Raw genomic sequence first — 24,528 nt, 5'->3', positions numbered from 1 at the left:
GCCATTGTTTTAATGGAACCTTGCAAAGTATTCTCCCATTTAAAGGGTATTTGGAACTATTTCTAGTCGATTTGATTACGTTTTTAAGGACAGGGTGATATTTGCTACGCCATGTCGAATCTTTTACACGTTCTTTTTTTAATCCCCTTGAATACCAAGAGATGATTGCTATGAGAACTCCTTTCTCAGAAATACAACTATCAATTGTTGAAGAACTATAAAATGAACACCTTGACCGTTCTTTCGGTTATTCCTGTAACATCTCTTGACTGGGGATCGAGTACGAAGGTGGTTGCTCCAAACCCAAATCAAATCAAGATGTTAATAATCAGCAAGAATAAGAAACCTTCAAGCATGATGGGTTAATGGATAAGAATCTCTAACTATGGGAGAAGCAAAAAGGAGAAAGGAACTAGGCTTGCCTCCAAGAGAAAAACCAGTTGAGTTGAAATTGCCTGTTCTTGATAAAGAAAATATCCAAAAAAAAGTTAGGTCTTTTTTATATAAAAATCCTATTGTTCCATTTGTTTTTTATGGTCTTGTTTTAGGAGGCCTTGGTTGGGGCGTATATAACCTTGTAAAAGGCTATCAATTGAGTAATACATAGACTACCACAAATTGTTCTGTGTTGTTTATAGAAAATTAATCAATTTGGTAATTATTGATAATTAACAATCGAATTTAATTGGCTATAGATGTTTTATTTGTTTAGTATATCTGTTGCAAGAGTACTTAGATGTAATGAAACTCAATTTTGTGAGTATGTTAAACAATTTCTATTTAAGGCAAAGTAAGGAGTAAAAATAAGAGTTGATGTAATTTTTTTAAATGCCTCTAAATAATCCATTTCCTTATTCGGTGATGAATTACTGGAGAAAGGTATTCAAAAATCTTCAGTTGAAATTCAGTCAAACTAAAAGCGCTTATTAGCTATGGATCCAATACAAGTCTTAGGCAAAAAGGATTTAAGAAGAGAGGTGCTAGTCAATTACGAAAATAAGGCAGGTCAATTGTTAGTTAAAAATAAAAATGCTGTAGAGCGATATTTACGAGGTATGTCTAAAACTTCTAAAAAGTATTTTATTAATAGTAAAGATTGCCCAGTAAAGAATCACTTTGTAGGGCTACCAAAGTGGAGTAGAGCAGATTCTGTAAAAGCATTTGATAGTGATCTGTGGTCTAAGCATCAAAAGGATTCTTTTGAGAAACCCGTTAATGATTGGTTTAATGCACGAGTAAAGGATCTAATGGCTGGACATAACATTGACCTTATAGATGACATTGACCATGTAAAAGGTAATGATGACTCTCATGGCTATTCACTGAAAAGTTATATTGAATATTTAGCTAAAAAGATTTAATTTATTCTCGATCTTTCAACTATTGAGGTGATACCAAATAAATACAGCTTTGATTTTGCTATGTTTTTGTAGGAGTCATAGCAACTAAAAAATTTATTTGATCGATTAATCCATAGTATGTTTGATTCTCTTTATTATTCCAATAACATAATTGATATTGACAATTACTTCCGTCTATGCGAGCGTGATTTTATAAAGTTCTATTGAAATTTGAAATTTTTTTTTTGTGAAATTAAATGATCGATAATGCTCCTTATAAAAACAATCATCAATCCCTTATTTACTGCTCTCGACTTCTAGGTGAAATTGTTAATGACAGAACAAATTGAAGTGTTTGGACAATTTGATTTCAGGCGAGAGGATTGTTCCGTTGAGTCTAAAACAGGGGAAATCGATCAGATGTCAATTAATAAAGCGCGAATAATAAATACATATGGTGGAGATCAATTAAATGCTGCTTTAGATGCAGTAAAGAACCAAAATAAATACGTGAGAGCTTTGGAGAATCAATCAAAGAAGTTTTATATAAGTAGAGATGATTGTCCTGTTAATAATTTTTGTGAGGAGTTAGCAGGGCCTAATAAAAGAGCTGAGGCAATAAAAATGTTTGATGCATTATTTTGGAGTTCTTGGGTTGCTTGTCAAGAGATGCCAGTACAAGCAAAAAAATGGCTAGATGCGAGAGTTAAAGATTATAAAAGTGGAATTCATATGGACTTTATATGTGATTGTCGTAAATTTAGAGGTAATGATGCTAATAAGACTCAAGCAAGTGAGATGACACGAGCAGATTATCCATTTGATTGTCATGGATATACTCTTAAAAAATATATTGAACAAGAGGCTAATAAATCTAATTATTGATGTTCGAGTTTTTAGTGATTTTTATGGACATTAAAAGATTTTTGCGCTGGCCTAGACTTTTTTGATTCAAGTGTAGAAACTTTCATTTGATTCTTATTTGGCTTTGAGGGCATTCACAATCTGGTTAGAAGTTCAGTTGTCCGATTACCTCATATGGTTTTACCGGCCTTCCATCATTTGTATGATTTGTTGTGGTTCTTGGGGCTGAAAGTCTTTATTGATGCCTATCTATGATCTTTTAGGGACAAATGTTAAGCCTCGAATTTCACCTAGTTTTTGATTTTTAAAAGGTGAACCTTGGGATATTTGCTTAAGTGAAGATGAAACTCTAAAACAATTTTTTTATGTTGATGGACCAACACTTTCACAATCTTATACACTTTTCAAGTTGTAGAAGCGAATTTGGGTGAGATTTAATTTGTTAATAGTTCTTTTGTAAAAGGAATTGTCAGCTTTTGCAGTAGCAGCCTTAGTAGCAGTAGTAGTGGTGACAGGAGAAGAGATCGCCAACTTATAGGTTCATCTAATTCTCGAAAACCCCACATATGAACTGGCACGTATTTTTTTATTTATTTCTAATATTAATGTATCTTTTTTACCTACCTGCGAGTACAAGGTCAAATGGCTCAACGAATTAACGTGGTTTTAAATGCAATCCCGCCAGGATGCAGAGATTTAGTAGAATTTGCATTCTTTTGCGGAATTGGTATTACTTTTGGGAATTTAGGTCTTATATGACCTCAGGTACAAAAACTACAACAGCACCAAAAAACTAAATCGCTAATACCCTATTTCTTTTTTGCAAAGTTTGTCATCCTAACGGTGATTTTCATCTTTATTGTGCAATAAGAGAGCTGCTACCTATGGGATTGTTGAGATCCTGATGCTCTAGAAAATTTTGCTAACCTTATTTGTATTTCATCATTCTTTATTTATAAAACTCCAATGAGCTGTTCTAAAAGAATAAATTAGTTTGTTTATTTTTTTATAATCCCGCCTTTTTCGAATCTCCTATATAGCAAATATCCAATAAGAAGTAAAACAATTAATGTAAAATTCTGATTAAAGATCCAAACGATGAGATAAGCAAGTACAGGGACTAATAAGAATCTTTTTGCTGAAAGTTTTTCATCAGACGTTAAATCTTTCCATTCAAGATATCTTTTCCACTGGAAAATTCTTTTCAACTCTCTTTCCCTAGGCTGCTTCTTATTAAAAACACTTTTCAATAAAACTCTTAGATCATTTAATCGGTTCATAATCTGATAATGCGATTTTTCTTTAGTAGCTCAATAGTTTGGCGATTAGCTATAGGGATGGATTAATCCCATCCATAGCAATCTTGCTTTATGGGTATCAATTCAACTCCTAGGCAAATTTTAAAAGTCTTTAGTATTAAAGCTGATTTTTCCTCTGGGGTAAGTATTCGATAACTACATTGTGTGCCATCAGTACTTGGGAAGTGTTTATAGTTATTGGCGGAACTTCTGGATACAAATAAATTGTTGGCCATGAATTGTATTCTTCTCCATGTCCCAATAGTTTCATACCTCTGACAGATTTGATTTCTACTAAAAGAGTTGGCTTCCCATCATTGCAACGAACTTCTATTCCTTCTCTATATAATGAATAGTAATAGATACCAGAGTTGGCAGGTAGAGCAAACCATAGTAATACTGGTCCAAGAAATAAACTTTTCATTCAGTTGCCTTTCAGACTTTCATACTTGCTTCAATTATCGAAATCTCTCTAGTGTTTTTTTTATTAAGTCCTCGCAAATCTAATTGAAATTTGATCACCTCTAATGCGATTTTGTTAAAACGAAAGGTCGCTTGTAAATAACCGTGTGAAAAATCAGATTCAAAATATCCAAAGCCTTTCAAGTCTTTTACTAGTAAGTAGCTATCAAAAATTTTGCTATACCATCTAATCAGCATACTATTATCCATTATATCTGCAATTGCTATTCTGGATATCGTCTTAGTTCTTACAGCAAAGTAATCATTAAGGTCTTGATAGATTGGTAGAATTAATTTCATGAAGTCTTTCTAGCAGTGAGTATCTACTAATTCATTAGTATTAACATATTTGATTTTGAGTGTTTTTGTTTGTAATGTTAACGACAACATACGACTATTTAGTTTTACTATCCATTACAGATCCTAGAATTTATTATTTTAAGTTGATAAATTAAAAATCTATATTCATATTTGACTTTTAAAAAGTTAAATTTAGGCTTTTCACTTATTTAAACTTTCTTTTTATCTCGATCAAAAATAATATTCTTCAGAAAATACTTTTTGATATGCAGTTGTTAGTAATACTATGTATGCATGCTGATAAGGAATGAAAAATTCTATAATATAATGAACAAGATCCAATTATTGGAGTTAGTGTTTACATGCTTTTGACTTCATAGCAAGATCTACAAAAAAGTCTTTACAGTGTCTTTCATGCGCAAATGTTATCGATATAATCGTTTTTCTAAGAAAGATCATCAGTTCAACTAAGAAAAAATAATACATTTTTACATAGATACATTTGAGTTATCTGACTTGTTTATTTTAATCTTTCAACCAAAGGATGAGAGAGCCTCCTTGTCCTCTGGCTGCAAGCCATTCGCCATGTTTTTCTAATGAAATAAGTTCAAAATAAGACTTTCCCTCATCCTCTGGCTCCCTAAGAGTTTTTCTCAATAAAACATTTTTATTTAATTTTAGTTCTATAAGGTTAAAAAAGAAAGTGACGAAAGGTTGCTCTCCTTTTAAGCATCCAAATCCAGAAAACTTTATGAAAATAAGTCCAAATCGAATTGAAGTAACTATAGATAAATCATGGGAGTTCTCTTTTGAATTAGTATTTTTGAATTCTATTTCTGCAGCAAAGATCCTAAGTAATGAACTGAAAACAGAATCTTCCTCTTTGTTATCTTTCTTCCATATAGATTTGAATTTCCAAGTTCCGATAAGAGAATCAATTTTAATATCGCTTCCTTTGGCCTTTGCAATCTTTTCAAGATTTAAAAGCTTTTCTTTATTTGGTAGGTTCCATAAGTTTTTCCTGAAAAAGTCTTCTTTTTTTGAATCTCTGAATATAGGAGACTTTATATTTTTACCTTCAAGTAAAGAAAGTAGAGAAATTGCTGTAACTACTAATAAAATATCAATCAATAGAAATTTAGATATATTCATTTTTCATGAACTTCAGAGATAGTCATTAGTAAGTAGTCATAGCTTTATAATCCTTTATCAATTTTTGCATAGAGATGGACTAATAGGCATTAAAAGTTAATTAGCACAAAACAGCTGGGCTCAAGAGACCTTTTGAAGAAGACTAAGCAAGTCCCGCTCTTATTGATTTAATAAAGTAGATATAGATTTTCAAGCTTTCTACTAACCTTATTTCTACATACGATTTTCTATTCCTCCTCATTGGTTAATACTAGAGCAGTAGCTATTCAGGGAATTCAGCCAACATAGCGGCTTGTCCATAAGGTGTTTTTTAGCTTTTGGTATTATTAGCACATAAATTAGGTGTTAAGACGGACTTGATAAATTTTATTGTTAAGGCATTAATTGATTAATCTTTTTTTTTATAATGACATCACAAGTACTTGATGATTTTATTGATGATTGTTTTTTAAGTGGAGATGATATCTGTAAATTTGAAATCTATAGATCTAGAAAATATGAGAATTTATTGAATCCAATTGCTTCTAAATTAATAGCTTCTCATCAAAAGAGCGATCCGAATAAAACAATATTAATTTCAGAGTAGTTTGAATACTAGAGCTTGCCTGTATATTCTTTAATAAACAAAATACATAAAGATAATTAGCTTTAATTTGTATAAAGCAAGGTTAGGATGTAAAATGAATTTATATGGTATAAATTTTTTTAGGATGCCATTAAACAAAAAGACAGGACAAGTCCCGTGGGATATCACTGTTGGTGAAAATAACTATCAAAAAGAGCCTTGGGTTCTTAAGAAAGGGAAAGAGTCTGTAACTATTGAGAAAAATTCTAATAATAGAGGAAATTTTTATTTTCAAAAAGATGATGAGAAACGACTATCTCTTAGTGCTCTGCAAGCTAGGTTGACATATCATCAACTTATTGAGTTTGGTTATAAGCTAAAAAAACCAAGAAAAAAGAATAAAGATTTAAATGACTAGTGATTTATTTTTTAACTTTATAGTAAAGTGTAGAATCTAGATTGTAACTAAACAATTTCAAAAGTGTCTTTATGTCTCTTGAAAATAGCTATTTGTAGATTTAAGTAAAATAAACATAGGTGTTTATCATGGATTCTACAAAAGCAATGATTGCTAAGCAAAAAGCAATAGTTAAGCAGTTCTATTTTGAAAATGAGGTTGGTTTATCTTCTTATGACTTAGCCCTGATTTCATTTCATAAAAATACAAAGAAAAGTAAATCAAGCTTTAATGACTCTTCACTTACTACTTATTTGATTTAAGTTTAGACGTCTATCTTTTACTGGTATGCAAGAATCCCTTTTATTAGTATTATAAATATTTATAGCTATAATTAATATTGCTTACTCATGAATGTAGCCGTTACAACTGTTATTAAACAACTTATTGTTATTATTTATTTAATTACTTAGAATTAATGAAAGAATTAACTATTAAATGGCTTCCTTCGAACTTTAATGCAGGGAAAGCTGAAAATAGAATGGTTGAGCTGCCATGATTGCTATAACTTCTTGCATAGGTGCTTATGCAATTACTGGTCAAATCATTCCTAGGCTTTTCTAGTACTAGTAAATACTGAGGTAAGAAAACGGACGTCAAAATACTCCCGCATTAAGACGGATTTACTGTTGGTGTTTATTTCTATTAAAAAAGAAATAGATACACGACTAATGCTATTTCCCACTGAGTGCATAGGAAGTATTTAATGCTTCTCTTCTCTTTAAATTAATGTCATAACCATGAATAACCAAGTTTCACAAAAAACATCTAATCATAATGAAGATTATGTAAGGAGGTCTCAAGAAGAGATGCAAAGAAGATTTGTCGATCTGCAGTTTAAGAGATGTGAATTGGAGAAGCAGTTGAAAATGGTTAATGAAGTTCTTTTTTCATTAGGAAGAGAAATGGAGCAACATTTTTCATATCATCAACTTTATAAGTAAGCGGAATATAAGAAGCTAATTACAATTACATAGAGTATCGAATTGAATTAAATCAACTTCTTTTGTATGATATGAATTTTTATTGAAATTATTACTAGAATGTTCAAGACGTATAACTTCAGCTCTTTAAGAAAAGATAATTTATATATATTTACTATAAGCTATAGGTTATTTTTTCTTATTGGTTAGGTTCAATAGGCATAATTGTAAAAATGGTTATTAATAATGATTACTTTAAGAAATTACATAAGCAGTTTTATTCTCTTATTTATCATCTCTTTTTTAATTTTTTTCTCTTCACCTTATAAAATATTTGCTGAGGAGATCGAATGGTTGGAAGTCTCGAGGACAAGTAATGAATTATTGTCCATAAACCCGAATTCAATTAAATATAATAATAAGGGTTTTCTTTCAGTTATTGTTAAACACACTGATATCAATCCAGAAGATCAAACCGCTTCAAATGATGATTCCTTTTTATTAGCTATTGATTGTGATAATAGATTATTTAGTAAATTCCCTGCAAATTCTGAGCTTAGAAAAGTAAAAAATTGGGAAAGCCCAATTAATAATAAATTGATCAAAACAACTATTATTAAGAGCTGTTCTTACTAATTTATTGGTATAAAAATATACACATACATACTTTCTCTCTTTCTTTCTTTCTGTAGATCAATAGTTGCTAACTCAAAGTTATAGAAACATGATATTTAATTGAATTATTGATTACCTTATTCAATGTAGTTATATTAGTCTGTTTACACTTAAGTTATGCAACGTTATCTGATCTCCTATGAATTTAATGATGGAGAAGATCAAGAAATTGGTGGGGATATGTTAATTAAATGGTATGAAACAGGAGGAGTAGAGAATAGGCCAGAAACTTATGAGGTTCATTCCTGGGTCTTTATGATTCAAAATGGTACTGGTCACTGCGTGGTCAGGGCAGATTCTTTAGATACGATTTGGAAACTTTGGCATCCTTGGAGAAAATTGATGGATATATCTATTCAACCTTGTTTAGATCTAGAAGAAACAATCTCATTGTTAAAAAAAACTAAGCCATAGAGCAAATCCTAGATTTGAATATAAGGATGATTCTAAAAACCACTGGATCTCTTCATTTGCTTTTGGGTGTATTTCTTATAAGCATGTTGGTTTTTCAGTAGAAAGGATTGCTCCATCTGTTTCAGCAAAAACATTGCTTTATGTTAGAGGCTTCGCTTTTGTTGTTGCTGCATGCAATTTAGATCTAGGTTTTTAGTTAATTGTTTCGAGTTCCATTAGAAATTTCCAATCTGCTAGAAAAGTTTTTAGGCGAGTTGGTCTTAATGTCTTGCTTATTAATAGTTGATCTGTTCAACACAATAAATGCAGACATTCTTGTTGATGCTGGTCCACCCCTATATTTTTTGGATTGTTGTAATCGCAAATCCTTTTTTATGTACCTATGTATTGCTGAAAGGTAAGACTTATTGATAAGAATAAGTCTGTACTCTTGTATGGCTATAAATACATTCCAAACAATGATAAAAGGTAGTAATAATTTTTACTAAGCAATGAATAAAATGAATACAATGGTCTTATAAGCTCTGGCTGAATTAAAGAGAATTTATGCTAACTACTTTATTTGCTTCTGCATTTCCTTGGCTCTGGCTAGCTGGAACAGATCTTGGAATAAATCACTTCACTACTGACCTAATTCTTGTTGTTTCGTTCGCAATTTTGACAGCTCTACCCATGTCATTCCTAAGGCCAACAATTAAAAAGTGGGAACAAGCTGGGGTTAAAAGCTCTCTTTTTACAAAGTAGCATTTATAAGTTGACACCCGATTTCTTTTGGGGCCTTGGTGCCCCTTTTTAAATGGTAATTCTTACGGATTGAATCTGTTTAGTTTTTCGTTTTAATAAAGACAAAATAAATGATTTATGACCATTGTAGCTTTCTTGAAAAAAAAGATTTCTAAAATAAAGAAAAGGTTTGATGTGCAAAAAGTTCCAATCATGATGCAGAAAGACCTAGAAACAATTGCTTATTTGAACAAGATTTAAAACGAAATAATTCAGGCATAAGCCAAACTTATGAATAAGAAAGTAGGGTAGATCTAGTTAAGGCTTGGGTTATGACTGCTACTGCTGCTCCAACAGTAAAAGATCAGGAATTGATGCAACATGGATTGGTTGAATCAGCAAGTGTAAATTCATTAGCTGATTTCGTTTCATCAAATTTGAATGAAACGGAAGTAAATAAAGCTACTGAGGTAAATGATTTTATAAATACTTTTATATGTCACATGATTTTTTATGCGGTTTTTTGCATTTCCCTTGTGTTACATATACTTATTGATCTTGGCCTTGGGTTGTTAATTAAAAATCAATTTCAACAGTTGATGGAAATTGCAAAAAATACTGTTGTTGTGAAAAAACCTGCTTTCGCTTGATTATAGAATATTTATAAATTAACTATTTTCTGTAGTTGATTCGAGGAGTGTTCTTAGATTTTTGGTTAACTTTTTGATGCCATATTAAATTTGCTTCTTTTGCTAAATCCATATATTCATTTCTTACTTCGGCATTCTTCATTTTCAATAATGTGAATGCGTATCGATAGGTGAGTTTTCTTGTCATATTCATAAAGTCTCTGGATATAAGGATGTATCAAAGAATCTAAATAGGTTGTATTTAATGTCACAGAGTGAACTTTTTCTCTCATAAGTCTAGTCACCGTATTTATTTAACTGTCTACGTAATTTAATGATGTAATCCTTTTTGTATAGGATCGGCATGAAAGGACCAATATTTTATGGACTCCATGTTTTAATCTTTAAGATCTGAGAAATTTCCTATAGAACCGTCATGATTGTAGATGTTAAGGCTTTAAAAAATGGGAGAAGCTAAAAGAAGAAAAGAACAGGGTTTGCCTCCCAGGGTTATCAAAAAACAAAAGAAGGATGATATTCCGAATATCATCCAAAAAATTCGTAGAAATCAGATATTGCCAATAGTTCTTGCTATTGGGTTTGCGATTTTCTTGATCGTTGATTTAATCAGGTATTACAATCAATAATAATTGAATTCAACTTATTTATTAAACAGTTCTTATAGCTGCTGATACTGTTTAAAAATATCATAGAAGAAAAATTAAATTTATAATCAAAGAACAAAATGCCCTTCTTCTAAAATTAAATTCTAGACTTTAATTCACATGGGAGATAAGAAGAAAAAGAAAAAATGCAAAAAGAAGAAGTGTTCTGCTTGGAAGGGTGGTAAATGTATTTGTCATGGTCAATAAAAACTATTATCAATAACTCCTCTGATGGGTGGAAATTTTTTTAGAGAGTCACAAACTTATTGAGGAATTTATCTCTGGGGTTAGTACTACCGCGACCAAACCACGTTGAGAAGAATTTTGTCTGTAGATTATATATATTATAAATTTTTAGACGAAAGTCTCTCACTCATATCAAACTCTAAAAATGCCATCATCTAAAAGTCCTAAAAACTGGTCCGATTGGAACAACACAAAACATTTCACGGACTATTCAAGAGATTCAGGAACAGGTAAATTTGTAAGATTTTCCATTGCTGCCCTGCTTTTTATTCCTGTTGGATTTCTTGCTTACATGACCACCATCTAAAGTTTTTCAATATATCGTAATGATTTAGATGGCAATTTTTGTTTTTCTACTAGTTTTTCAATCTAGTTGTGAATGCATCTCCTTCAACAAAAATCTTTTTTCGATTAATACCCGCTGGCAAAGCAAAGATCAGCACCACTGATAGGAATATTATTAAATCCAATGGGAACCTTCCTATTCCCCACTCTGAAAAAGCCAACGCTAAAGTTGTATTCTGCATGATGTTATTTAAATGGTCAGCAAAAATTTATTCGAAATCTATCATTCTGGATCACTGGCTTAGTAAAAGTTATTGAGAAATGGTTGTATTGGATTTGATAGAAACCCAAGACTTTGCTTTGATAAATTTCACTAGTTAAGAGTCGGCAATTATATAAATTTTTAATTTCTATAATTTATCCTCAAACTTCTCTTTTGATTAAGATTCCGCATCCTTGAGCTACCAGTTAATTCAACCCGTCTTATCTTTTATTAAATAAAATAATAAGTATACCCATGGGTACAAACATATAGTCAAGGAAATAGCTATTCCCTCCAAAATGATATCCGAATGCTTGATAGCTGTAGTTTTGCAAGAATATGAAAGTATCTATGCCGTTTATCTACTTTAAACATTGATTATTTGTACTTATGTTAGGTAAAAGTATTTTTTATGAGCTTTCGAAAGTGATAGAGCCTTCCCTTCATTCGGATGCGTAAAGGTGTAAAGAAACCTTAGTATGTGTGTTTGATTTTAGATTTTTAAACCCTGTATTTGAATAGTGGTAGAGGGAGAAACATACTTTGTAAGTTTTATTAGTTTTGATGGTTGAATTAAATACAATGGGTAGTCTTGAAGAGTAATTAAAAAAATTCCGTGACTTCGACTCACGTAATAAATGTCAAAATTGTTTATTTCTTCTCTACTAATAGTAGGGCTATTATATCCAGTTGCTGCGAGAGCAGAAGACTATAATGCGTTATGTGATGTTAATCAATCCACTTCAAGTAATGACGACTCTAGTATTGAGGTTTCTAATTGTCTGATAACTCTCTCAGAGGAGGGGTTCTCAGGACCAACTGAGTTCATCCCCAAGAATAGTATTTCGCAGTGGTATTCAGTTCGACAAGATGATAATCTTATCCTTGGTGTCGCAGGTGCGGCTGGTGGTACTTATTCAGGAGCAGTTGTAGGCATTGCAGTATGTGGTGCAAGTGCAGGAATACTGTGTATACCAGCTCTGCTAGGAGGCGTGTATGGAGGAGGTCGTTTGGGATCTCAGGTAGGGGAAGGGAAGAATTTTTTATTTTCAGTAACTGGTCAGAATTCTGAAGGAAGTACCGTTGCTCAAAACTTTAGGCTACTCAAAAGGAAAACTTCCAAAAAACTTAAAAAAGAATTATTTGAAATTACTGGTTTAAAAATGGGACAAGTCAAAAGTATTGAAAAATGAAGTGTATTTGTCCATGACTATTAATTGGTAAATAATATTGGTATGAGAAGAAATAGTGGGATCCATGAGAAGTTGTGTTTAGATAGTTTCAGTCCTACAAACAAAGTACTCATAAGCTGATGAGTAAGAAAAAGAAGTCAATAAAAACAAATACCAAAAATGTTCAAAAAGTTCTTGAACAAGGACAACCTGAAAAAAGTAATACTCTTATTTTTGGTGGAATTTTACTTGCAATGAGTTCTATAGGACTTTTGATTTTTCTGCTTAACGATAAGATATTTCATTTGAATTAAGACTTTTAGTTTGCATTAATAATTACTTATACGAGAAATACTTTTAATTTTTTTTCATCTAGTACAAGTTTTTAATAGGTTTGTTTAAAATAAACCATTGACTTAAAGCTTTTATAACTAATCCAACTCTTTATGCAAAGCAAGATATTCACTATCGTAAGAACAGTAATGACCTCAACATCATTCACAAACCATTTACAACATGACTTTTCCAAACTTTTTTGTGATCAGATGCTTTTACAATCGCCCATCCACTTGTCCTCTCAGAATTCAAAACTCTGTTGATGACTTCGAAACCTTAAAGCTTGTCTGATTCTCAACCACCTTCAACATATTAAACAAGAACGTTAGCACTTTCATATGTGTTTCTTGATCAGGAAGCACATATGAATTAAATAAGTTTCATTAATAAATAAAAAAATTATCACACCACACTTTTAAAAATAAAGTGTTATTCGCTCCCAATCATGTTGATAAGCTATTTACTTTCTTCAAAGCCATCTCTTGCACTGACCTGAAGGAGATAGTGGAAGAGCAACAAGTACATCAAACCGAACCATGTAAACCGAATATCACCCACTCACACTTTTGTTTGTACTGCTTGATGATAAAGAATATTCTGAAATGTCAAATGACTTATATCAAGAATCTCTCTGGAGGGTATATCCCTCAATCACGAGAAATGTTCAAATCTTTTAGAAGATTCTGAGTGGCAATGAAAACTACTGAACTACTTTTGATATTTTTCTCATTGTCATTTTCTTTTTTAGGAATATCTTTGCTTGTTTTTTATTAGATATTACCTAAGTTTTTGTTAATGGATTAATTACTTATTTTCATTAGATTTGAAAAGTGTTTTTATATATAATGAAATTACAATTTTAGCTTTCGATTTTTTAACTGATGGAAGATCAAATTAATGCTGCTGAAAAAAGCACAACGATTTCTGCCGAAATATGCTTATGGTCAGGAGCTGTATTTGGAATTTTGTTTGGGGTAGGTTTTTTCCTGGCTGAAGTTCAAAAGAACGACTTAAAATCTTTACCTTGGTGGAAGCCAATCTCTGCGCTTGTCACTGGGGCAGCGGTTTCTGCTCATGGAAGTAATGTTGTTAATAACAAAAGGACAGCAGAATTAACTGCTTTGTTAGTGAGATCAACTAATAGCGCATCTGAGTTGCCGATAGCAAAGTCATCTGAATATTCTGATCTTTTGGAGGACTCGGATAATCAATAATTTTATAGCTATTAAACAATTAAAAAAAACTTAGTCTAATATTTTCATGAGGTTTGTTCTTTATTAAATAGAGAGAAAAGAGAAACCTAAAAACGTCAAAGATAATGACGAAAATATTAAAATTAGTTCAGTGTATTTCATTCGACACTAAAAATTTATTCTTTGTGGTTGAGCTTGATAATTACAAATACCAAATTGCAAACACTCCATTTCTTCGTCTTTGTTTGATGGATGCTTTGAAAAACTCAGTCTTTCTGATAATTGACTAAGAACAAGTCGAGCTGCATTTTCTGCAGCTTCTGTAGTCAATTGAGCAAAGCGTTTTCCGTAGGACATAGGAGGTCGAAGATCCACAATTTATTTCTACTCCTATTGGGTTAATGATACATAGAGAATAAACACTCAAGTATTTATTCCGTTCCAATCGTCAAAAGTTAGTCTCTCAAGATCTGTACATTTTGATAAACTTGTCTCTCTGTCAAATCCGTGAACGTTTTAAGTGAGGCGTACAACATTTTTATAGTTGTACAGCTTGGCTTTTTTAGATTATTAGGTTTAATAGTTTGTAAAAATTAAGTGGAACTTTTTTGATGAGTGGTGATAACCTGCTTTCTCATTTGCAAGTAAAATTTTATTCTGATGAAATGACGAAAACCAAAAAGATCATTTATTTAGAACGAAAATATCAAGAATTAGATGAATTTATTGAAAATATCCCTGAAGTGGCATATTTCTGAATTTATTTTCATCCAAAATACAACTCTTCTGGTCTAGGTGATTGGGCTTGCACACCACAAATTCCAAACTGTAAGCATTCCTTTTCCTCATCTTTTCGTTGTTTTTCCGTTTGAATAATACTTAGGAATAATGCTTGGATATTGTGAATTAAAAGATTGAATGGATTTAAAGACATAATTAAGTTCTTAAATTCCCTCTAACATCTCTACTCAAACCGGCTAGCAAAAACCTGGAGAGTAAACCCTAAAGTATTTATACGCCTTTACAGGGTGTGAAGATGTCGTTTTAAGTGCCAAATGATATGCCTAGATTTAACAATATCTTAAAGTTACCGAATGATCAAAACAATAATAAGAGCAATGTATTCTGCTTTTATTTCTATTGTCTTAATCTCTATTATTCTGGCTGGCTGGACTTGTTTTGCTTTTATTTCTCAACCCACAAAATCTGGTGAAATAATTAATGTCATACAAGATATGTATAAAAGTCAGAAGTCAGTACTTATAGACGTTGTTGATCTTTCGAAATTACTAATAGAGGATAAGAGTGAGAGAATGGCTAGTGAAGATAATAATCTTTTATCAGAATCAGAATTGGTGACAAATGAAGACAAGTTTCTTTTAGATGGGCCGCCAATTATGGAAGACAATGGAGATAATCCTTTAGGGTTAGTTATTGAACCATCTTTACCTGATGTAAGCGAAGAAAATTTGCCTGAAATTAGTGTAGGACCATTAAATAATGATCAAAGTGAGGTTTCTATGAATGAAATGGAAATAGGAATTGACATGAATTAAGTCAGTAAAACGAACTTTCTTAAGAGGCTTTAATATTGCTGTGCTTCCAATTTTTCTTATTAATAAAATTGTACTTTAAGTATTTGCCCTTTCTTTTACAACAGCTCTTGTTTTTGCATGAGGTGAAGGTGGATGCTTTTTATCTAGTAAGAACAAAACAAGTCAGGATAAGAAGGTTGAGCAAGTTTATAGTTCCGATCCTACCGATAGGTAATTGCATGAATATGAACGACGCATTATTAATTCGAATTGTTTCTTGTTCTCTTGGTCTTCTACTGATTCTTTGCCCTGCGGCTGTTAATGCAGATGAAATAGATTCACCGCTTAGAGAATCGGATCCTACTGAAACCGTTCAAGTTCCTGGGCCAATGACAGAAAAGCAAATGAACGATCTTTTTGGTGAAGATCCCTATTTAGGCCAAACTTCATATCTTCAGTCTCCGGATAGCTTTAGTCAAAGAGACAAATAAAAATAATAGTGAAAAGCCAAAGTAATGCGTGAAAAAAGTTGCCTCGTATCAACAAAATTATGTCTTTTAAGAAGAGTACTAATTAATTCTTTGACCATTGTCTCTATGTATTGAATTCGTTTTCTGTGACTGTATAAATACTTGAGTGTTCCTCCCCATAGATTTCTTAAACCAATATGAGTAGAAATTAAATAAGTTGTTTAGATGTCTAACTATGCCATTCTCCAAGCAATTATTTCGAAATTTTTCCGGGAGTTCTTTTCAAGGAAATGAAATGTCTGAGTTGTTTTCTAATTACAAGCCAAAATATGATGATGATGTGATGGAGTGCTTACAATTTGGTATATGTTCTACGCGTCCAGCCTCTCCAAGAGAAATACCCTATTTTCACTTTTGAAAAACACCTGTCCTTATATAACTTTTCAATATTTACCAGTACTTAATTGCGCTAATTAGTTAAGGAAAGCAAGCGTAAAATTATTAAAATCAAAACAGTCGTAACTAAAGGGAATGCTGGGTAACGAGTTTTGAAGTTAGCAGGCGGCCAGGGAGACCATGAGATAAGTCTTCCTTTGGGCTCTTTAATTACCTCTTTTTTCTGTGAATTCTTTGACGTCTTTGGGATGAATCCAATTTTTTTGTTTTTTTTTAATTCTGTCATAGCTATTTTATTTAAATAAAATATTAAAAGGTTAATTTTCAGAGTGTGACTTTGAGGGCAACTATATTGATCTTATTTTTTGTTTTTTTTAAGATAATTTATACACACACATATTCAGAAGTTGAATAAGATTCATAAAGATCTTTTTGTGCACTGTTCACCAAAGAAGCCTTAGCTTTGAGAATCTCTCGTGTAATGTTTAATGAGAGAAAAAGTATTGGAAGCTTTAATGCTTATCGATGTATCAGAGGTTATCTGGTTGATTTGTCAATGAAAGAGTTAATTGAACTCGCAAAAGACTACGGAATCGAAGTAGTTACAGCTTCCAAGTTTAATAAATAAATGGAGGTTAACCCTACACGCGGTTGATAATTTCCCTTTTCAGAATATTCGGATGATAAATCAATTACCAAGATTTTGTTAAATGAGTAGGCACAATGTTCGGATAAAAGCTAGACACCCGCATGGCTTAATAAGGAATGTAGCCAAAAGTAAATATGATGATCGACATGAAAAGCTTCATATGTTTACCAAGGTTGTCCTAGAAAAGCAGGCTTTGAGAGAAAGGTATATTAAGTTAATGAGTGATGCTGAAAGAGCCGTTGGCAGGAAAGAAGCTATTTATCTTCTTAGAGATGCTGAAATTATTTGGCAAAAAATTAATAGTTGAGACTTCATTCTTTAACTTTGGGAGGTATTAGAAAATTTATAAAATTCTACCTTTTGAAAAAAAAAAACTCTTGATCAAACAATTCTATGTTGAAAATATTGTTACTCCTTATAAATTTTAAATATATTCAATAAGTAATACTTTGCTCTCATAAATTATCTCATCATCATTTTGCCTAATGATAGTTTATGTCCCAAAGTCAAAGGTATATTTCAAATAAGAAAGTAATTCTGTACGTTCTTGCTTCAGAGAATTTAGTTTTATAGGTGTTACATTATTTTTACATAAAAAAGTCAAAGTTGATTTCAAGTTGATTAATGTTATTTGAAAACAGATCTAGCCCCCACAATTCTCCTCTATCGGAATTTTTAACTATTGATTCGTAGAATCAGGAATATGTGATGACATAGTTTTAAATTGATATGGGTGGTATGCCCGCAGATAGTTGGTGGAAATTAATCACTCCAAAAGAAATTAGAGCGGGAATGAACCAACTAAATGGAAGAAAAATTCTAATTTTAAATTTTGTTTCTTCGGACATCGTTTAAACTAAACCTCAATTATGTGTTATTTATTTCTTTAACGAGAAAATGATTAGTTCGGTTACCTATATAAAACAGCCATCCAAAGAATCTTTCTATGTTTGTTGTTCCTAATGAAGATAATTAAACTTGTTTTAATTTCTATAAACTCGATTTAAAATGCTGGAGTTGATTCATGAGGAACAGCTGTAATGGGAAATCCCACCAGCTCCAAAGAATTTCTTGGGCTTGAGTCTGTCATATTTTTTCTGTACCTCTAGCGATTGTTCCTCGTAAGGTTTGTCTAAAACAGCTTGTAGTTCCCTTATTAGACTATAATCGCCTTTCTCTGCCATTTCGTATGCTGGAGTGATGAGCCATTCCCGCCATGTGTATTTTGGATTAATGCGTTTCATTTTGGCTGATAATTCATTTTGATCACCTTTGTTAATTACTTGCTCCCGCCATCTTTGTAGCCAATTGATCCATTTGGTCTCAATCGCTTCTGGAATTGGTAGATAGAAACTATCTTTTAAGTCCTTTAGTGTTTTTGGAATACTTGAAAGTTTACGGAAAAAAATCGTGTAGTCGACCTTTGTATTAATTATGAGCTGTTGTAGTTCATTTACTAGAGGTGCGTCATAGGTGACTAGGCCTAGTTTCTCTGTCCACATGTTCTCCATTTTCTGATTCATTACTTTAGTAAATTCATCGCGGATGCTATCTAGCTTGTCCAGCGCATTTGCGTTCTCGGCAAGCAGAGGTCGAAGCGCCCCCCAAAACATTTGATAATTTGCTTCGGCAGCTACTGGTTGATTGAAGAATGCAAAATGTTCACCACCTCCTGTCCAAGGTTGGAATCGGGGATCGAAGAGTTCGCAAAATCCAAATGGACCGTAATCGAGGGTGAAACCTCCTGCAGCGCAGTTGTCACTGTTGAAATTACCTTGGCAGTAGCCAATCCGCATCCAATTGGCTACTAATGATGTGAGTCTTTCTCGGAATGAATTTGCGAGCTCAACGACTTGATTGCTAAAGCTAAGGGTCGGATCAATTTCTTCCTTGTAATTTCTTACGATTAAGTGCTTCACAATCATCTCGAGCTCTTTCATTGCATCTTGATGCTCATTGTTTCGTACTCTACGTGCAAAGAGTTCTATCTGACCTACCCGTAAAAATGATGGTGCGACTCGTGTTGAGATTGCAGCTGGTGTTTCTACTAATATGTCTGGATCAATTGAATTGGAGTCTTTTGTATACCAAGGTCTGCGGACTGTTTCAGATTTAGATACATATAGTGTGAGAGAGCGAGATGTCGGTACTCCGAGTGACTGCATATATTCCTGCGCTAAAAACTCACGAACACTTGAACGAAGCACTGCTCGTCCATCTGCTCCTCTGCAGTATGGTGTTGGCCCTCCTCCTTTAAGTTGCATTTCCCATCTTTTGCCGTTAAAGAGGCCTTCAAATACTGAAATAGCTCTCCCATCTCCATAGCCGTTACCTGTTCCGAATGGACACTGCTGAATATATTCAGTTCCATAGATAGATAGTGCGTAACCGGTAGCCCAGCCAACTGGTCGCATCGGTGTTGTTGCAACACTTATGTCGCCAGAGAATAGACGAAGAAAAAGTTCATCTAGAGCAAGTTCCTGACTCAAGCCTAACTCGTTAAATAATATTTTACTGTGAGCGATATATTCTGGTTTTGGAATTGCTGTCGGAGTTACAGGTACATAGTGACCAGAAAAGACTTCTCTTGTTAGGTGGTCGTCACCATCATCTGTTGCCTGCGGATCAGGTTCGAGTGAATCCATGAATGAGTAGTCAGCTTGTTTTGAAAACTCAGAGAAAGTTCTTATTGTCTGCTTAGGTTTAGTACTGCTCATTTAGATTTTTTTTTAGTTGGTTAAGTCTTAAATTCGATTATTCTTTTATTTATATCTCTAGCATAGATTCGAAGCTTTAATGTTCTTAAATTGCTTTAGCAGTTTGAATTTTTTAAGCATACCAATCTAAATCTAGGCAATGATCTCTTTGTCTTTGAGTTTCAAAGATTACATTTTGTTTTAAGGAACTGACTCGAGAAGTGTTCTTGGTACAGCCACTTATAAATACAGCAAATACAACAAGAGAAAGAAAGTGTTTCATCTTTTAATTAACTTTGCAAGTAACTAGTGATGACGGTTGAATCATAAATGTGTCCAGCTTCTTAAATTAAAGGTCTTACTTCAGGATTGGAAAACATTGCGACTGATTTACCTTCTTCAACTTGCTCTATAACAATGGCACTAGTTGGATCCTCTTTCTTTATTCAACTATAAAAAAAAATTTTTTTCTTCTTTCATAAGTTGTTTGTTTTCTTCACTGTCATAGATCGCAGCCCATTGTTCAAACGGAATTAAAATCTTTAAGCTGAATAGGGGTGTTTCAAGTTCCACTTATTTGATCAGATGATTAGGAACCAAAAAAAGCATGCGTATTTTTGTATAAAATTCTGTCTAATTAATCATATCTTCAACCTCTTCTAACACAATTATGATTTTTTAATGTCATCACTATTAATTTTCTAAATAGCTGATTATCTAAAAAGACCTCCTTTTTTCTTTGTAGTCTTTGCCTCAATCTGTTCTTCTACGGCTAATATCGCTTTCTTTTGAGCAATTTTAGCCTCAACCATTGTTGTGATTGAGATCAAAAATAAGCCTCCTATTCCAATTAATTGTTCGGCTTTTGTTGGCTCTGAATCACCATTTAATATAGCTCCAAGAACGAACCAAGCTGTAGCTGCACCTCCAGTTATAAAGTAAGGAATCCAGCGACGTTGGTAAAGGTATCCAGCACCTAAGCCAGGCAGGAAATTTAATGTTGTAGCTACCCATCCACTAGATGCCGCAAGAATTTGTTCCTTAGTAGGTTTATCCATGAAATCTCCAAAATAAAATTATGTCGATATCAATTGTCGACTGTGGACTGAACTTGCTGTTGTGAGTTACACCACACAATTAGAATTTAGTTTCGATTTTCTTTTAAGCGGATGACCAGACTCGAACTGGCGACATTCAGCTTGGGAAGCTGACGTTCTACCACTGAACTACACCCGCAGATCTTTAAGTTAGCGAAGTCAAATGGCCTACTTCTATCTTTAGACACTTTCTGAAATGAGATTCTAATCAGTTATTTGAATGCCCATATTTCTTTTTTTGATGCCTTTTTCTATTTCGTTCTTGATCATTTCATAAAAGGCCAATTCTTCTGGATCTTCAGAACCAATTCCATATCCCATTTTTGCAGCAATATAAATTTTGTGTTGCCTATGAGAACTCAGACTCATTAGCTTTTAAACACTAATCAACGTGACGGGATGAATCATATTATCTAAGTAGATCACCGCAAATGTAATTTTAATAAATCATATGGACCTTGATGTTGATCAATATCTTTTTAAGCAGAAATTATTTCTTTTTTTCTTGATCTCTTTAAAACTGAGTAAAAAGCTAAAACACTTATAGTTCCAGATGGACCTATAAATACATGCCAAATTTGTTCACCTGAACTTGATAGTAGAATCCCAAAAAATGTTGTAAATATTACTCCGGTGATTGGATAAACAAAAAAGATCCAATCTTTAAATCGGATCCACCATTGCGATATAAGTAGAATACTTATTAAAATTTGAATTAAAAGAGTTGTTGACTTACCTAGGAACCAATAAGAAAGAACCGCGGAAATTATTAATAAAATATTGCTAGTTATAATCGACTTGTTTTTAGCTACTGAAATAGTAAAGAACGACAATCCAATAGAAAGAAATGAATAAAACAGCCAATTATATATTGATGAGTGATCTACATATATCCAATCCGTAGTCGTATGATCAAACATCTCAAACATTGAGGCAAGACCTAATGAGATAAAGGCAAATGGCGGTAGCAGAGGAAATCTAATTTGCTTGAATCTATTTATGGACTTAAGTCCAATAAGTAAAGGGATGAGAACTGCTTGTAGATGTACTAATAACAGTAATGCTCTGAAGGTCAATTAAATTAATTTGGTGCTAATTTGAAATTAGCAACATTATTGAAATCTTCTTAGTACAACAACTAATATTTTATAAAGAAACTTACCAGAGGTTGAAACCCGGTTTGTTGTCTAACAGATAACAAACCGAGGACGGATAAGTCGAATATTTGGACGCTGACCGCACATTCGAAAAATAATTAAATTGAATATCTATAATCAAGCTAATACTAAGATAAAAGCAACAAGTAAATCAGTAAGAAGATATGTTCTTGATTCCTGCAGACTCACTTTCAAGATTATTGGTTGTAATGGCGGCGTCAGTTGTTGAGATGATGAATTGTTTTGCTGTTTTAGATCCTTTAATAAAAACCTTTATCCAAGGTGCTCTTGTTATTGGACCATTGAGTATCGTGAGTGTTGTTTTGATACTTAGGAAAATTGAACAACATCATCCAGAACGTATACGTTGGAAACAATGAGAAAAGAAAATGAATTCAGTCTGATTCGAATTATCCAGAAAACTTTTGGCCGAAAATATTAACTCTTCTCTTCATGGGGTTTTTATTTATTGGGTAATGACTTCGCAAAATGCTGATAGAATTCTCTAAGAATATCTTTATGACCTAATTCTCAGTCTATTTGACAGAATAAAAATAAATGGGTATTTCGTAAATGAGTAACAGACTTATTTCAAGTGAAAGATCAAAATGGATTTTTGTGATTGGAGTGGTCGCTATTGGTGCAGGATTCACAGCAAAGAATCTGATCTCCTATCCAACTGAATGTTTGAAGGAGGAAGTTGTACAAGACTTTGTTACCCCTGAGGGAACTACAAGGAATTTCACCATTTTCTAGTTTTTTTCCCTCATTAAGTCAAAAAAGCCTCTACATTTGAAGAAAGAAATTTTAAAATGTTAATCTTTAATCCTTTTTGGCCTTTAACAGCTTTAAGAATCGTTTCCCTAAAAGCAACTTCAACATTACTTTTACTTCTTTTAATTAAATCAAACCTTCTTCGTTTGAAAGGTGGTCTGATAGGTGGATTTGTTGCACTTACACTTATTTCTGGATTAATTGTCTCATCAACAGTCGCAGGCGGAGCTGCTTACTATATTTTTCAGAATAAGAAATCAAATGATGATGACGTAAATATCTCTGGCGATGATGTGATTAATGCTGAAGCAGTTTCAGCTTGATTTAGTTTTGCAGTTACCTTCTAAAGATTGGTAACTCATCATTAACTAATTTTCTTAAGCACCTTTTTAACAAATTCAATTTAAGAGATTATCTTATATGGATTTTTCTTTGGGAAAATGAACAATTGCGAGAACTCAAAAATTAGATTATTGAATTATCTATTGGTTTATGAACAAATTTAGAATTTCATTTCTTAAATTGTCCATCGATTTAATAATCAAGTCTGCACCTGCTTTTCTCAATTCTGCCTCATATCTGAGACGTTTCTCTCGACTTGAAGCTACATGTAAATGTGGGGGGGCAATAGCGAGACTGACAAATTTCTGATCTGGGATCTTAATTCGAGCATTTATAACTGTTTTAACATCTGCAACAGTATCTCCAATATACGCAATTGGATGGTTGGAAAGGCCTAAAGGTTTTTTTGAAAGTTTAGAAGATAATGAAATAAATCCTGTTGGATCAGTTTTTTCAGGTGCTTCACCCATTGCAATCAAGGGAGCAGAGGCTAAGCCGAGCCTTTGCTCTAAGACGAATTTCGCTGATGGTAATTCAGCTCCACTTACAAAACCCCAACCAATTCTTCGCTGGGTTAATTCATGAAAAAGGGTTTGTTTGATTAATAACGTTTCATCTTTAATAAAACCTGACCATTCACTAGCGTCATGGTTTGGATCTCCACCAAAATAAAAGTTTTCAAAGCATTCAATTAATATTTTTCTAGACGGAGCTGAAAAAGAAAGATTGTTTTTTTGTAGATGTCTATTGATCATTTCTAGGCTCAAATCCCAATCATTGTTCCAACAGCCTTCGCTTTTTATAGAATCAATATCTTCTATCGAGGGTCTCCACCCACAAAAAAAATGTACAGTTTCTTGGATAGCTAATCGATAGCTGTTGGTTACGTCACGAATAACCCCATCGATATCAAATAAAACTAGGCCTATATTATTCATTATTGAGTTTTTCTTATCAAAAAGTTCAATCAAATTTGTTGTTTAGTTGAAGCTTAAGTTCTAATTCACGATCTTTGAGTTCTTTTTCATTTTTAATAATTCGATTACCGACCCAGGCAATTCCCATCCCAATTATCGCGGGTATACCAAAAGCTGAAAATATTGTAATGCTATTCATGCGTTTTGTTAGATAATGAAGAAGATTTTGTTCGAGTCTTCTTTGAAGTTACCAAGCAATTTTGAAAAATTAAATATTAAGTGAATTTCAACTCGTTTTGGTTCTTCTTAAATCTCTCCATAAGCAGGCCATTAAATAGAAATAACCAGCCATAGCAATTATGAAAAATGATGTCATCAGCTTTGCTCTGCAATTGACATATGAAAAATTGAGGCAGAGCTAACCACCAGAAGGATTGCGAATAAAATTATGTAATATGGAGTAAGCATGACGAAACTTAATTACAAAAGAAATCTAACCAATTAATCAAGTCGATGTTGTAGTGCAATACGAAG

General features: G+C 32.7%; 41 protein-coding genes and 1 tRNA gene. 25 read left to right on the top strand and 17 right to left on the bottom strand.

The annotated features are described in order from the left end of the window. Window positions 1-385: 385 nt before the first annotated feature. The 3 genes from AC6EJB_RS03115 (at window position 386) to AC6EJB_RS03105 (ending at window position 2,225) form a co-directional block, all read left to right on the top strand. A complete protein-coding gene (locus AC6EJB_RS03115; protein ID WP_498492260.1) occupies window positions 386-607 on the top strand; it encodes a DUF2839 family protein in 222 nt (73 codons plus the stop codon). 325 nt (window positions 608-932) lie between these two features. Next, window positions 933-1,361 (top strand): hypothetical protein, encoded by a 429-nt coding sequence (locus AC6EJB_RS03110; protein WP_498492259.1) that lies wholly within the window; start codon window positions 933-935, stop codon window positions 1,359-1,361. 312 nt (window positions 1,362-1,673) lie between these two features. Next, complete coding sequence (locus tag AC6EJB_RS03105) at window positions 1,674-2,225, top strand: hypothetical protein (protein WP_498492258.1); 552 nt, start codon at window positions 1,674-1,676, stop codon at window positions 2,223-2,225. Between the two features lie 977 nt (window positions 2,226-3,202). Here the strand turns inward: AC6EJB_RS03105 and AC6EJB_RS03100 are convergent. The 4 genes from AC6EJB_RS03100 to AC6EJB_RS03085 all read right to left on the bottom strand — a co-directional run bounded on the left by AC6EJB_RS03100 (window position 3,203) and on the right by AC6EJB_RS03085 (window position 5,416). After that, a complete protein-coding gene (locus AC6EJB_RS03100; RefSeq protein ID WP_498492257.1) occupies window positions 3,203-3,484 on the bottom strand; it encodes a hypothetical protein in 282 nt (93 codons plus the stop codon). Window positions 3,485-3,620: 136 nt separating this feature from the next. Further along, the gene (locus tag AC6EJB_RS03095) at window positions 3,621-3,926 is read right to left on the bottom strand and encodes a hypothetical protein (RefSeq protein WP_498492256.1); all 306 of its coding nucleotides are present in this window, start codon (window positions 3,924-3,926) and stop codon (window positions 3,621-3,623) included. A gap of 11 nt (window positions 3,927-3,937) precedes the next feature. Next, window positions 3,938-4,264, bottom strand: a complete 327-nt coding sequence (locus tag AC6EJB_RS03090; protein ID WP_498492255.1) for a hypothetical protein — start codon at window positions 4,262-4,264, stop codon at window positions 3,938-3,940. 525 nt (window positions 4,265-4,789) lie between these two features. Further along, window positions 4,790-5,416 (bottom strand): hypothetical protein, encoded by a 627-nt coding sequence (locus AC6EJB_RS03085; protein WP_498492254.1) that lies wholly within the window; start codon window positions 5,414-5,416, stop codon window positions 4,790-4,792. Between the two features lie 406 nt (window positions 5,417-5,822). Between AC6EJB_RS03085 and AC6EJB_RS03080 the strand changes: the two genes are divergently transcribed. From AC6EJB_RS03080 to AC6EJB_RS03045, 8 genes are all read left to right on the top strand, one after another. Continuing rightward, window positions 5,823-6,002: a hypothetical protein gene (locus AC6EJB_RS03080; RefSeq protein ID WP_498492253.1), complete on the top strand. Its 180-nt coding sequence runs from the start codon at window positions 5,823-5,825 to the stop codon at window positions 6,000-6,002. A 124-nt stretch (window positions 6,003-6,126) separates the two neighbouring features. Further along, complete coding sequence (locus AC6EJB_RS03075; RefSeq protein WP_498492252.1) at window positions 6,127-6,399, top strand: cytochrome oxidase; 273 nt, start codon at window positions 6,127-6,129, stop codon at window positions 6,397-6,399. 128 nt (window positions 6,400-6,527) lie between these two features. Continuing rightward, window positions 6,528-6,701, top strand: a complete 174-nt coding sequence (locus AC6EJB_RS03070; protein WP_498492251.1) for a hypothetical protein — start codon at window positions 6,528-6,530, stop codon at window positions 6,699-6,701. Between the two features lie 477 nt (window positions 6,702-7,178). Then, entirely contained in the window at window positions 7,179-7,382 is a 204-nt protein-coding gene (locus AC6EJB_RS03065; protein WP_498492250.1) for a hypothetical protein, read from the top strand. 363 nt (window positions 7,383-7,745) lie between these two features. Beyond that, on the top strand, window positions 7,746-7,997 hold the full coding sequence (locus tag AC6EJB_RS03060) for a hypothetical protein (protein WP_498492249.1): 252 nt from the start codon (window positions 7,746-7,748) through the stop codon (window positions 7,995-7,997). Window positions 7,998-8,153: 156 nt separating this feature from the next. After that, window positions 8,154-8,450 carry a DUF3303 domain-containing protein gene (locus AC6EJB_RS03055; protein ID WP_498492248.1) on the top strand — a complete coding sequence of 99 codons (297 nt, stop codon included), beginning with the start codon at window positions 8,154-8,156 and terminating at the stop codon, window positions 8,448-8,450. A gap of 546 nt (window positions 8,451-8,996) precedes the next feature. Next, a complete protein-coding gene (locus tag AC6EJB_RS03050) occupies window positions 8,997-9,194 on the top strand; it encodes a hypothetical protein (RefSeq protein WP_269625030.1) in 198 nt (65 codons plus the stop codon). A 311-nt stretch (window positions 9,195-9,505) separates the two neighbouring features. Continuing rightward, window positions 9,506-9,823 (top strand): hypothetical protein, encoded by a 318-nt coding sequence (locus AC6EJB_RS03045; protein ID WP_498492247.1) that lies wholly within the window; start codon window positions 9,506-9,508, stop codon window positions 9,821-9,823. A 22-nt stretch (window positions 9,824-9,845) separates the two neighbouring features. Here AC6EJB_RS03045 and AC6EJB_RS03040 read toward each other — a convergent pair whose 3' ends face one another. Continuing rightward, complete coding sequence (locus AC6EJB_RS03040) at window positions 9,846-10,010, bottom strand: hypothetical protein (RefSeq protein WP_498492246.1); 165 nt, start codon at window positions 10,008-10,010, stop codon at window positions 9,846-9,848. Between the two features lie 256 nt (window positions 10,011-10,266). On the opposite strand from AC6EJB_RS03040, the gene AC6EJB_RS03035 reads away from it, so the two are divergent. Continuing rightward, complete coding sequence (locus AC6EJB_RS03035) at window positions 10,267-10,449, top strand: hypothetical protein (RefSeq protein ID WP_498492245.1); 183 nt, start codon at window positions 10,267-10,269, stop codon at window positions 10,447-10,449. 409 nt (window positions 10,450-10,858) lie between these two features. After that, window positions 10,859-11,020, top strand: coding sequence for a hypothetical protein (locus tag AC6EJB_RS03030; protein WP_498492244.1), 162 nt, complete (start codon window positions 10,859-10,861; stop codon window positions 11,018-11,020). 49 nt (window positions 11,021-11,069) lie between these two features. Here the strand turns inward: AC6EJB_RS03030 and AC6EJB_RS03025 are convergent, their stop codons facing one another. Next, window positions 11,070-11,240, bottom strand: a complete 171-nt coding sequence (locus AC6EJB_RS03025; protein WP_498492243.1) for a hypothetical protein — start codon at window positions 11,238-11,240, stop codon at window positions 11,070-11,072. A 658-nt stretch (window positions 11,241-11,898) separates the two neighbouring features. Here AC6EJB_RS03025 and AC6EJB_RS03020 point away from each other — a divergent pair. The 3 genes from AC6EJB_RS03020 to AC6EJB_RS03010 all read left to right on the top strand — a co-directional run bounded on the left by AC6EJB_RS03020 (window position 11,899) and on the right by AC6EJB_RS03010 (window position 13,982). Continuing rightward, the gene (locus AC6EJB_RS03020; RefSeq protein ID WP_498492242.1) at window positions 11,899-12,453 is read left to right on the top strand and encodes a hypothetical protein; all 555 of its coding nucleotides are present in this window, start codon (window positions 11,899-11,901) and stop codon (window positions 12,451-12,453) included. A 119-nt stretch (window positions 12,454-12,572) separates the two neighbouring features. Further along, entirely contained in the window at window positions 12,573-12,746 is a 174-nt protein-coding gene (locus tag AC6EJB_RS03015; protein ID WP_498492241.1) for a hypothetical protein, read from the top strand. Window positions 12,747-13,649: 903 nt separating this feature from the next. Beyond that, window positions 13,650-13,982, top strand: coding sequence for a hypothetical protein (locus AC6EJB_RS03010; protein ID WP_498492240.1), 333 nt, complete (start codon window positions 13,650-13,652; stop codon window positions 13,980-13,982). Between the two features lie 147 nt (window positions 13,983-14,129). Here AC6EJB_RS03010 and AC6EJB_RS03005 read toward each other — a convergent pair whose 3' ends face one another. Next, a complete protein-coding gene (locus AC6EJB_RS03005) occupies window positions 14,130-14,336 on the bottom strand; it encodes a hypothetical protein (protein ID WP_498492239.1) in 207 nt (68 codons plus the stop codon). A gap of 236 nt (window positions 14,337-14,572) precedes the next feature. Here AC6EJB_RS03005 and AC6EJB_RS03000 point away from each other — a divergent pair, with 236 nt between their 5' ends. Continuing rightward, entirely contained in the window at window positions 14,573-14,719 is a 147-nt protein-coding gene (locus AC6EJB_RS03000) for a hypothetical protein (protein ID WP_498492238.1), read from the top strand. Between the two features lie 8 nt (window positions 14,720-14,727). On the opposite strand, the gene AC6EJB_RS02995 is transcribed toward AC6EJB_RS03000, so the two are convergent. Then, window positions 14,728-14,895 (bottom strand): hypothetical protein, encoded by a 168-nt coding sequence (locus tag AC6EJB_RS02995; RefSeq protein WP_498492237.1) that lies wholly within the window; start codon window positions 14,893-14,895, stop codon window positions 14,728-14,730. Window positions 14,896-15,055: 160 nt separating this feature from the next. On the opposite strand from AC6EJB_RS02995, the gene AC6EJB_RS02990 reads away from it, so the two are divergent. Both AC6EJB_RS02990 and AC6EJB_RS02985 read left to right on the top strand, forming a co-directional pair. Further along, the gene (locus AC6EJB_RS02990) at window positions 15,056-15,517 is read left to right on the top strand and encodes a hypothetical protein (protein WP_498492236.1); all 462 of its coding nucleotides are present in this window, start codon (window positions 15,056-15,058) and stop codon (window positions 15,515-15,517) included. 218 nt (window positions 15,518-15,735) lie between these two features. Continuing rightward, complete coding sequence (locus AC6EJB_RS02985; protein ID WP_498492235.1) at window positions 15,736-15,987, top strand: hypothetical protein; 252 nt, start codon at window positions 15,736-15,738, stop codon at window positions 15,985-15,987. A 448-nt stretch (window positions 15,988-16,435) separates the two neighbouring features. Here AC6EJB_RS02985 and AC6EJB_RS02980 read toward each other — a convergent pair whose 3' ends face one another. Next, window positions 16,436-16,648: a hypothetical protein gene (locus AC6EJB_RS02980; protein ID WP_498492234.1), complete on the bottom strand. Its 213-nt coding sequence runs from the start codon at window positions 16,646-16,648 to the stop codon at window positions 16,436-16,438. A 195-nt stretch (window positions 16,649-16,843) separates the two neighbouring features. Here AC6EJB_RS02980 and AC6EJB_RS02975 point away from each other — a divergent pair, with 195 nt between their 5' ends. From AC6EJB_RS02975 to AC6EJB_RS02965, 3 genes are all read left to right on the top strand, one after another. Continuing rightward, window positions 16,844-16,990: a hypothetical protein gene (locus AC6EJB_RS02975; protein WP_498492233.1), complete on the top strand. Its 147-nt coding sequence runs from the start codon at window positions 16,844-16,846 to the stop codon at window positions 16,988-16,990. A gap of 82 nt (window positions 16,991-17,072) precedes the next feature. After that, on the top strand, window positions 17,073-17,318 hold the full coding sequence (locus AC6EJB_RS02970) for a hypothetical protein (RefSeq protein WP_498492232.1): 246 nt from the start codon (window positions 17,073-17,075) through the stop codon (window positions 17,316-17,318). 422 nt (window positions 17,319-17,740) lie between these two features. Next, entirely contained in the window at window positions 17,741-17,866 is a 126-nt protein-coding gene (locus AC6EJB_RS02965) for a hypothetical protein (RefSeq protein WP_498492231.1), read from the top strand. A gap of 167 nt (window positions 17,867-18,033) precedes the next feature. Here AC6EJB_RS02965 and AC6EJB_RS02960 read toward each other — a convergent pair whose 3' ends face one another. The 6 genes from AC6EJB_RS02960 to AC6EJB_RS02935 form a co-directional block, all read right to left on the bottom strand. Then, the gene (locus AC6EJB_RS02960) at window positions 18,034-19,728 is read right to left on the bottom strand and encodes a protein adenylyltransferase SelO (RefSeq protein WP_498492230.1); all 1,695 of its coding nucleotides are present in this window, start codon (window positions 19,726-19,728) and stop codon (window positions 18,034-18,036) included. Window positions 19,729-20,157: 429 nt separating this feature from the next. Continuing rightward, a complete protein-coding gene (locus AC6EJB_RS02955; RefSeq protein ID WP_498492229.1) occupies window positions 20,158-20,280 on the bottom strand; it encodes a DUF3764 family protein in 123 nt (40 codons plus the stop codon). A 140-nt stretch (window positions 20,281-20,420) separates the two neighbouring features. Continuing rightward, on the bottom strand, window positions 20,421-20,765 hold the full coding sequence (locus AC6EJB_RS02950; RefSeq protein WP_498492228.1) for a DUF8646 family protein: 345 nt from the start codon (window positions 20,763-20,765) through the stop codon (window positions 20,421-20,423). A gap of 106 nt (window positions 20,766-20,871) precedes the next feature. Further along, a tRNA-Gly gene (locus tag AC6EJB_RS02945) sits at window positions 20,872-20,943 on the bottom strand. 65 nt (window positions 20,944-21,008) lie between these two features. After that, on the bottom strand, window positions 21,009-21,173 hold the full coding sequence (locus tag AC6EJB_RS02940) for a hypothetical protein (protein ID WP_498492227.1): 165 nt from the start codon (window positions 21,171-21,173) through the stop codon (window positions 21,009-21,011). Window positions 21,174-21,283: 110 nt separating this feature from the next. Then, window positions 21,284-21,880, bottom strand: coding sequence for a hypothetical protein (locus AC6EJB_RS02935; protein ID WP_498492226.1), 597 nt, complete (start codon window positions 21,878-21,880; stop codon window positions 21,284-21,286). Window positions 21,881-22,131: 251 nt separating this feature from the next. Here AC6EJB_RS02935 and AC6EJB_RS02930 point away from each other — a divergent pair, with 251 nt between their 5' ends. The 3 genes from AC6EJB_RS02930 to AC6EJB_RS02920 all read left to right on the top strand — a co-directional run bounded on the left by AC6EJB_RS02930 (window position 22,132) and on the right by AC6EJB_RS02920 (window position 23,058). Beyond that, window positions 22,132-22,341, top strand: a complete 210-nt coding sequence (locus AC6EJB_RS02930) for a hypothetical protein (protein ID WP_498492225.1) — start codon at window positions 22,132-22,134, stop codon at window positions 22,339-22,341. Between the two features lie 193 nt (window positions 22,342-22,534). Continuing rightward, window positions 22,535-22,717 (top strand): hypothetical protein, encoded by a 183-nt coding sequence (locus AC6EJB_RS02925; RefSeq protein ID WP_498492224.1) that lies wholly within the window; start codon window positions 22,535-22,537, stop codon window positions 22,715-22,717. 56 nt (window positions 22,718-22,773) lie between these two features. Then, a complete protein-coding gene (locus AC6EJB_RS02920) occupies window positions 22,774-23,058 on the top strand; it encodes a hypothetical protein (RefSeq protein WP_498492223.1) in 285 nt (94 codons plus the stop codon). Window positions 23,059-23,217: 159 nt separating this feature from the next. Here AC6EJB_RS02920 and AC6EJB_RS02915 read toward each other — a convergent pair whose 3' ends face one another. Both AC6EJB_RS02915 and AC6EJB_RS02910 read right to left on the bottom strand, forming a co-directional pair. Further along, on the bottom strand, window positions 23,218-24,015 hold the full coding sequence (locus tag AC6EJB_RS02915; RefSeq protein ID WP_498492956.1) for a TIGR01548 family HAD-type hydrolase: 798 nt from the start codon (window positions 24,013-24,015) through the stop codon (window positions 23,218-23,220). A gap of 25 nt (window positions 24,016-24,040) precedes the next feature. Further along, window positions 24,041-24,193 carry a hypothetical protein gene (locus tag AC6EJB_RS02910; protein WP_498492222.1) on the bottom strand — a complete coding sequence of 51 codons (153 nt, stop codon included), beginning with the start codon at window positions 24,191-24,193 and terminating at the stop codon, window positions 24,041-24,043. Between the last annotated feature and the right edge of the window lie 335 nt (window positions 24,194-24,528).

The sequence above is a fragment of the Prochlorococcus sp. G4PB17 genome (genome assembly GCF_059772445.1).
Note: the sequence above shows the minus strand (reverse complement) of the source record. Positions and strands in the feature narration are given on the sequence as shown.